This window comes from Streptomyces sp. NPDC054956 (assembly GCF_053609185.1).
Window position 1 is genome coordinate 1 of the sequence record NZ_JBSGXB010000342.1, and the last position, 7495, is coordinate 7495.

The 7495-nt window shown below is 72.4% G+C and carries 6 protein-coding genes; 5 read left to right on the forward strand and 1 reads right to left on the reverse strand.

What is annotated here, in order from left to right:
• Positions 1 to 311 precede the first annotated feature (311 nt).
• Genes ACWGDE_RS33410 through ACWGDE_RS33420 form a run of 3 tightly spaced genes read left to right on the forward strand, consistent with a single transcriptional unit; the run spans position 312 to position 2706 of the window.
• Complete coding sequence (locus ACWGDE_RS33410) at positions 312 to 1808, forward strand: MFS transporter (RefSeq protein WP_453392803.1); 1497 nt, start codon at positions 312 to 314, stop codon at positions 1806 to 1808.
• Complete coding sequence (locus tag ACWGDE_RS33415; protein WP_453392804.1) at positions 1790 to 2458, forward strand: TetR/AcrR family transcriptional regulator; 669 nt, start codon at positions 1790 to 1792, stop codon at positions 2456 to 2458. Before ACWGDE_RS33410 ends, ACWGDE_RS33415 begins: the two co-directional genes overlap by 19 nt.
• Positions 2455 to 2706, forward strand: a complete 252-nt coding sequence (locus ACWGDE_RS33420) for a hypothetical protein (RefSeq protein WP_453392805.1) — start codon at positions 2455 to 2457, stop codon at positions 2704 to 2706. Before ACWGDE_RS33415 ends, ACWGDE_RS33420 begins: the two co-directional genes overlap by 4 nt.
• A gap of 69 nt (positions 2707 to 2775) precedes the next feature.
• On the opposite strand, the gene ACWGDE_RS33425 is transcribed toward ACWGDE_RS33420, so the two are convergent.
• Positions 2776 to 3396 carry an L-threonylcarbamoyladenylate synthase gene (locus ACWGDE_RS33425; RefSeq protein ID WP_453392806.1) on the reverse strand — a complete coding sequence of 207 codons (621 nt, stop codon included), beginning with the start codon at positions 3394 to 3396 and terminating at the stop codon, positions 2776 to 2778.
• 365 nt (positions 3397 to 3761) lie between these two features.
• Between ACWGDE_RS33425 and ACWGDE_RS33430 the strand changes: the two genes are divergently transcribed.
• The gene (locus ACWGDE_RS33430; protein ID WP_453392807.1) at positions 3762 to 6221 is read left to right on the forward strand and encodes a YfhO family protein; all 2460 of its coding nucleotides are present in this window, start codon (positions 3762 to 3764) and stop codon (positions 6219 to 6221) included.
• Between the two features lie 55 nt (positions 6222 to 6276).
• Positions 6277 to 7389: an alpha/beta hydrolase gene (locus ACWGDE_RS33435; protein WP_453392808.1), complete on the forward strand. Its 1113-nt coding sequence runs from the start codon at positions 6277 to 6279 to the stop codon at positions 7387 to 7389.
• Positions 7390 to 7495 lie beyond the last annotated feature (106 nt).

Here is a 7495-nt window from a genome sequence, read left to right on the forward strand (position 1 = left end):
GACGCCCTGATCCAGGGGTGGTGCTTCTGGGGCGGCATCGGCTTGCTGGCGGGCCTCAACGAACGCTGGGCCCGCGGCCTGCTGCGCCACCCCTCGACGCCGCGCGAGGAGCCGGCGCAGGAGGACGGAGCACGCCGCCCTGCCTAGACCTCGTCGCTCCCGAGGCTCGTCGCCCAGGGCGCCGGCCCGTTCCCGGAGTGCGCGGAACGGCCGAAAAGAGCCGCCGCCTACGGGCAGACGTGGGGGTGCACGCGTGTTTACCCTGGGGGTGAACGCGTGTGCACCCCTCCGGGCCAGTGTTTGGGAGCGATATGCCCGCCAGGACCCAGACCCGCCCGATCGTCCCCGTCCTGGCGTTCTGCGGCGCGGTCGTCGCCGTCATGCAGACCCTGGTCGTCCCCCTGCTGCCGCACGTCCCCGCCCTGACCGGCAGCAGTCCGGCCGCCGCCGGCTGGCTCGTCACCGCCACCCTGCTCACCGGCGCGGTGTTCACCCCCGTACTCGGCCGGGTCGGCGACATGTACGGCAAACGCCGCGTGCTCCTCGCCTCGCTCGCCGTCCTGACCGCCGGGTCCGTGCTGTGCGCGGTCACCTCCGACATCTCCGTCCTGATCGCAGGCCGGGCCCTCCAGGGCTCCGCGCTCGCCGTCATCCCGCTCGGCATCAGCATCATCCGCGACGAACTCCCGCCCGAACGGGTCCTGCCGTCCATCGCCCTCATGAGCAGCACCCTCGGGATCGGCGCCGCGATCGGACTCCCGGCGGCCGCCCTGATCGTCGAGCACTTCGACTGGCACGCCATGTTCTGGGCGGCCGCCGCCCTCGGACTGCTCGACCTGCTCCTGGTCCTGTGGGCCGTTCCCGAGTCGCCGTCGCGCACCGCCGGCCGCTTCGACGTACCGGGCACCCTCGGCCTCGCCGCCACCCTCGTGGCGCTCCTGCTCGCGATCACCCAGGGCGCGGACTGGGGCTGGACCTCGGCGCGCACGCTCGGCCTGCTCGCCGCCGCCCCGGTGGTCGGAGCGGTCTGGGCCCGCCACGAACTGCGCACCGCCTCCCCGATGGTCGACCTGCGCGTATCGGCCCGCCCGGCCGTCCTGCTCGCCAACCTCGCGGCCCTGTTCGTCGGCTTCGCCTTCTACGCGAACTCCCTGGCCACCGCGCAGATGGTGCAGGAGCCGACGAGCACGGGGTACGGGCTCGGCGCCTCCATCGTGGTCAGCGGTCTGTGCCTGCTGCCCGGCGGCCTGGCCATGGTGGCGCTGTCGCCGGTCTCCGCACGGCTCTCCGCCGCGTACGGGCCCCGCAGCGCCCTGGCCCTCGGCGCGGCCGTCATGACGCTCGGCTACGTCGTCCGCTTCTTCACCAGTCACACCCTCGGGCCGATCGTGGCCGGGGCCACGGTGGTCGCCTGCGGGACCGCCCTCGCGTACTCGGCGCTGCCCGCGCTCGTCATGCGGGCCGTGCCGACGACCCAGACCGGCGCCGCGAACGGCCTGAACACCCTCATGCGCTCCGTCGGCCAGGCCTGTTGCAGCGCCGTCGTCGCGGCCGTGCTCGCCCACGTCACCTTCCCGGCGGGCGGACGCGAGGCCCCCACCCTGCACGCGTACCTGCTGATCTTCCTGATCGCGGCCGGTACGGCGCTCGCGGCGCTGGTGGCGGCGTTCTTCCTGCCGTCGGCGGGGCGGGTGGGGGCCGTGCCCGCGGAGTCCGCGGCGCCCACCGCCACTGCCCCGCCCGGTACGGTCGCCGTGACGAAGTCCGAGCCCGCCGCCCGGGAGAGCACATGGCCGGAGAGCAGATGACCGGAGAGCAGACGAGCGCCGCCGGGGAATCCGGTGCCGACACCGACACCGGCACCGGCGCCGCGGACACCGGTACCGGCCGCGACGCCATCGTGCGCGCCGCCCGCAGGGCGTTCACCCTGCGCCCCTACGCCGAGGTCACCCTGCGCGGGATCGCGGCCGAGGCCGGCGTCAGCCCGTCTCTGATCGTGAAGCGGTTCGGCAGCAAGGAAGGACTGTTCAACACGGTCGCCGACTTCCAGCCGGCCGCCGACGCGCTGTTCGCGGCGGAGCCCGCCGCGCTGGGCCGCCACCTCGTGCTGACCATGGTCCGGCTGCGCGACGAACTGCGCGGGGACCCGCTGCTGCGGGTGGTCTTCTCCCTCGGCAGGGAGGACGAGCGCACGCTGTTGCGCGAGCGGTTCCGGGAGCAGGTCACCACCCGCCTCGCCGGCTCCCTGGCCGGAGCCGAGCGGGAGCTGCGCGCCGAGCTGATCGCGGGCCAGTTGCTGGGCCTGGGGGCGACGCTGAGTCTGCATCGTCCCGACGGCGCGGGGACCCGTACGCCGCCGGAGCGGCTGGCGGACCTGTACGCGCCCGGGCTCCAGATGCTCATCGACGGGGGCGCCGGGCGGCGTGATCGCGAGGAGCCGGTTAGCGTCGGGGGATGAGCAGCGAACCGCGCAACTTCGAGATCCTGCTGGTGCCCGAGCACGTGGTGGAGGGCTCCGACGACGACGCCGTCCGCTCGGCCGTGGTCGCACCGACCGGACAGCGCGGGGCGTCCGGCTACCCCCGCTACTCGGGGGACGGGATGGTGGCCGACATCGACCCCGTCACCCGAACGGTGGAAGCCCTCCTGGTGGACGGCTCCGAACTCGACTACGGACTCAAGCCCATCCTGCGCCCGGCCTCCTGACCTGACCTGACCTGACCTGACCCGACCGGGCCCGGCGCGCCCCGACCCGCCCCGGCCCGGTGCGCCGCGTTACTCGAAGCGGGTGGTGTCGCCCGCGCCCCGGCGGACGATCTCGGCCTCGCCGCTGGAGAAGTCGATGACCGTGGTGGGCTGCGTCCCGCACTCGCCGGAGTCGACCACCATGTCGACGACGTGGTCGAGCCGGTCCTTGATCTCCCAGCCCTGCGTCATCGGCTCGCTCTCGTCGGGCAGCAGGAGCGTGCTGGACAGCAGCGGCTCGCCGAGCTCGGCCAGCAGGGCCTGGACCACGACGTGGTCGGGGATGCGGACGCCGACCGTCTTCTTCTTCGGGTGCTGGAGCTGGCGCGGCACTTCCTTCGTCGCCGGGAGGATGAAGGTGTAGCTGCCGGGGGTGGACGCCTTGATCGCGCGGAAGACGTCGTTGTCGATGATCACGAACTGGCCGAGCTGGGCGAAGTTCTCGCACACCAGGGTGAAATGGTGCTTGTCGTCGAGCTGCCGGATCGACCGGATGCGGTCGACGCCCTCGCGGTTGCCCATCTTGCAGCCCAGCGCGTAGCAGGAGTCCGTCGGATAGGCGACGAGCCCCCCGGCGCGGATGCTGTCGGCGATGCTGCCGATCGTGCGGGGCTGGGGGTTGTCGGGGTGTACGTCGAAGTACTTTGCCATCCACCGAGCCTACGGGATGCGGGGTTCCGCCACCGGGCGGGCCGTCGGGTGGCGAGCGCGCCGAGCGGGTGAGTGACCGAATGTCCACGTTCCGTAGCGACTTGGGCGTACGCGTTCGTGATTGCGATCATATTCTTTGCGTCCGATGCGTGAATCTTTCGGTCGTGTACATAGGGTGCGTGAATCTGCGGCCTGTCGTGGGCCGGTGAATCACGCACGAGGGCTTCCCACACATGACCGCCACATCTCTCCCGCCTGCCGAAAGCCCCCTCCCCACAGGAGGTCGAAGAGGGGCTGAGGGCCAGGTCGGCGGGGTGAATCGGAATCTCGGATTCCTTTCCGCTCTCGTGGCCGCATTCATATCCATGGCCGCTTACGCGGCCGGCCTCGCCGTGCGCGGCGTGTTTCCCTTCGGCGTCATCCCGCGCGCCGACAACGACCTGCGCCACCAATACGTGCCCTTCCACACCCACCTGTGGGACCTCCAGCACGGAAATGCCCAGGGCGACCTGCTCTTCAACTGGCAGAGCGGCTACGGCGTCGGATTCCTCGGGGACTTCTTCACCTACCTCACCAATCCGTTCTCCTGGCTGGTCGGCGCGCTGCCGCGCGAGCACGCCGAACTGTCCGTCTTCCTGGTCAGCCTCTTCAGCATCGGCCTCGCCGCCGCGCTGATGACCGTCTTCCTCGGCAGGCTGCGGCCCGGCTCGCCCTGGCTGCGCGCGCTGATCTCCGTCGGCTACGCCGTCTGCGGCTGGGGGGTGGCCGAGGGCACCATCGTCCCGATGTGGACCTGGGGCCTGGTCGCCGTACCCATGCTCGGCATAGCCGCCGACTGGTGCCTGACCGGCCGCCGCTGGGTGCTCGGCAGCCTCCTCGTCGCCCTCTGCTGGTTCGCCAACTTCTACACCGCGGCCATGGCGACCCTGGCCACCGCGCTCGTCTTCCTCGTACGGCTCCTGCTCGCCGAGACCGACTGGCGCACCCGGGGCCGGGCACTGTGGCGGGCCGCCACCATGACCGGCACCGGCCTGCTGCTCGCCGCCCCCCCCATCCTGGTCTGCGCCCGGGCCAACCAGCGGGCCCAGCCCACCGAGCTGTACGTCGTCAGCGTGGACACCGATCCGCTGACCTACCTCTCGATGCTCATACCGGGCACCCACCCCCTCTACCCCGCGCCCAACATCTACGCCGGGGTGCTCGTCCTCCTGCTCGTACTGACCCTGCCCTTCCAGTCGAAGGTCCGCGTCCGCGAACGCGTCGGCTGGTTCGCGCTCCTGCTCCTCACCGCCGTCACCTTCGTCCTGACCCCCACCGCCAAGCTGTGGCAGGGCGGGGCCCTCCCGCACGGCGCCCCCTTCCGCGAGTCCTTCGTCCTCAGCGGCATGCTCGCCATGGCCGCCTGGATCTGCCTCGCCCACATGCCCCGGCCCCGCGCCGTGCTCGGCGGCGCGGTCCTGCTGGCCCTGCTCGTCGCGGTCACGTACGACCGCCAGCCGGTCAACGAGTACGCCCTGACCGGCGTGCTGGCCGGCGGCGCCGTCACCACCGCGCTGCTCCTCTTCTACGCGCGGGGCCTGCGCCGCCCCGCCCGCATGGGCGTCATGGTGCTGCTGGCCGTCTCGGTCTTCGCGGGCACCACGTACGCCGTCTACGGCAACGCCGTGGTGGACGACCCCCGTCGGCGCGGACCCGTCCGCGCCCAGACGACGACCATGCTCGGCAAGGACGCCCACCGGACCCTGCGCGAGCGGGAGGACTGGCCCGCCGCCCGCACCGACGCGGGACCCGACGTCTTCGTCACCAACAACGACGCCATGCTGGTCGGCGGTCAGGGCGGCGCCTACTACAGCAGTTACGTGAGCGTGGAGACCGCGAACGGACTGCGCGGCCTCGGCCTCGGCCAGGCCATGGGCGGCCGCCACCTGTGGCCCGCGAACGACCCCGTCCTGCGGTCGCTGCTCGGAGTCGGCACCTTCCTCGAACCGGTCGGGGAGCACAAGGTCACCGCCCGTACCGTGCCCGCCCCGCCCCTCGTCACCCTCCGCGCGCCCGGCAGCGACCAGGCGTACGGAGCCCCCGAGGGCTCGGTCTGGGCCCGGCGCCACGCCGCCCTCGGATCCAGGGTGTACACCGTGCCCCCGCTCTCGCACGCCGGCGGACCGCCCGCGCCCTCCGGTGGACGGGGCTTCGCCCTGCCCAGGGCCGACGGCGAGGCCCCCGGGAACTGGACCGAGTTCACCTCGCGGTGCGCCCCGGGGGAGCGCGCCTTCCTGTACGCGCCCGACCTGTACGCCACCGTCCAGGTCCGGGGCACCGGCCACCGCGAGAACTTCTTCGGCAAGCCGCCCGCCGTCAGCGCACCGCTCAAGGAACTGGGCACCGTCCCGGCCGACGGCCGCTTCGACTTCTCCGTCCGCGCCCCGAAGGACGGCCAGTTCCTGCCGCCCGACGCGCTCGGCTGCCTGGACCCGGCCGCCTTCGACGCGGCCGTGGCTCGGCTGAAGGCCACCGGGGCCACGGCCGTCACCGCCGGCGGCCACGGCGTCGAGGCCCGGCTCCCCAAGGGCTCGACCGGCACGGCGGTGGTCGCCACCACCCCGTCCCCCGGCTGGACCTGCTCCGTCGACGGCGGTCCGTCCCGCGCCCCGGTCTCGTACCAGGGGCTGCTGGGCGTCCCGTTGGGCGGCGCGGGCGCCGAACGGGTCTCGTGCTCGTACCTCCCCGAGGGCCTGAGCGCCGGCCTGGCCGGTACCGGCGCGGGCGCGCTGCTCATCGGCGGCGTCCTCGCACGGAGCGTGTGGCTGCGGCGGCGAAAGCCTTGATCATTCGAGGCCTTCGGGAGGGAACGGATCGGTTTGCGAGGCTGTCTAGAAGTACGTGACTCTGACAAGCAACTCGCTCTTCGTGACGGCCCTCCTGGCCACGGCCTTGATGTTCGCGGCGTCCGTACGGCTGTGGCCGCGCCTCGCGCGCCAGGGGTGGCGGCCGGTCCTCGGCCGGATCGGCCTGGTCCTCGCCGTCCAGGTGCTGACCCTCTCGGCCGTCGGCCTCGCGGCGAACCGCGCCTTCCTGATCTACGGATCCTGGGCGGAGCTGGCCGGACGGGAGAAGGCGCCGACCGCCAGCGGCCAGGACGCGGCCGGGACTTCGGCGCTGAAGGTGACCGGCCGGCAGAAGCCGTCGGTGCCCGGCGGGGAGAGCCGGCACCTGGGCGGCGAGCTCGAGAAGGTCATGATCCAGGGGGAGCGGTCGAAGATCGCCACTCCGGCGTACGTCTACCTGCCGCCGGAGTACTTCCAGCAGGGGAACGAGAAGCGGGTCTTCCCGGCCACCGTGGTCCTCACCGGGTTCCCCGGCACGGCGGAGAACCTGCTCGCGCCGCTGCCCTACCCGAAGACCGCGCTGAACCTCGTCAAGCAGAAGAAGATGGGCCCGATGATCCTGGTGCTGATGCGGCCCACCGTCGCACCGCCGGTCAACACCCAGTGCGTCGACATACCGGGCGGACCGCAGACCGAGACGTTCTTCGGGTCCGACCTCCCCAAGGCCCTGTCCGGCGCCTACCGCATCGGCAAGTCCCCCCGCGGCCTCGCCATCATGGGCGACTCCACCGGCGGCTACTGCGCACTGAAGATCGCCTTGCAGCACCCGGAGGCGTACGCGGCCGGCGTGGGGCTGTCCGCGGACTACGAGCCCGAGATCGACGAGGACTCCGGCGACCTCTTCCGCGGCAACGAGGACGAGAAGAAACGATCCGACCTGCTCTGGAGCCTGGACCACCTGCCCCAGGGGAACACCTCCTTCCTCGTCACCACCTCCCTCCAGGGCGAGAGCAACTACCGGCCGACGCTGAAGTTCATCGAGAAGGTGAAGAACCCCGCCCGCGTCTCCTCGATCACCCTCGACCACGGCGGACACAGCTTCAACACGTGGAAGCGCGAGATCCCACCGGCCCTGGAATGGCTCGGCGCGCGCCTGGTCGCCGAATAGCCCCGAGGCCCCGCCCCGCCCTGCCGGCCCGGCGGCCGGCACCGCAAACGCTCGGGCGGGCACCAGCCCTCGGAAGAGGAACAGCCCGGCTCGGGCGGCGCCCATC

What these genes read in the sequence shown, in the direction of transcription:
- ACWGDE_RS33415 (WP_453392804.1), top strand. Translation starts at nt 1,790, where the DNA reads ATGGCCGGAGAGCAGATGACCGGAGAGCAGACGAGCGCCGCCGGGGAA.
- ACWGDE_RS33410 (WP_453392803.1), top strand. Translation starts at nt 312, where the DNA reads ATGCCCGCCAGGACCCAGACCCGCCCGATCGTCCCCGTCCTGGCGTTC.
- ACWGDE_RS33420 (WP_453392805.1), top strand. Translation starts at nt 2,455, where the DNA reads ATGAGCAGCGAACCGCGCAACTTCGAGATCCTGCTGGTGCCCGAGCAC.
- ACWGDE_RS33430 (WP_453392807.1), top strand. Translation starts at nt 3,762, where the DNA reads ATGGCCGCTTACGCGGCCGGCCTCGCCGTGCGCGGCGTGTTTCCCTTC.
- ACWGDE_RS33425 (WP_453392806.1), bottom strand. Translation starts at nt 3,396, where the DNA reads ATGGCAAAGTACTTCGACGTACACCCCGACAACCCCCAGCCCCGCACG.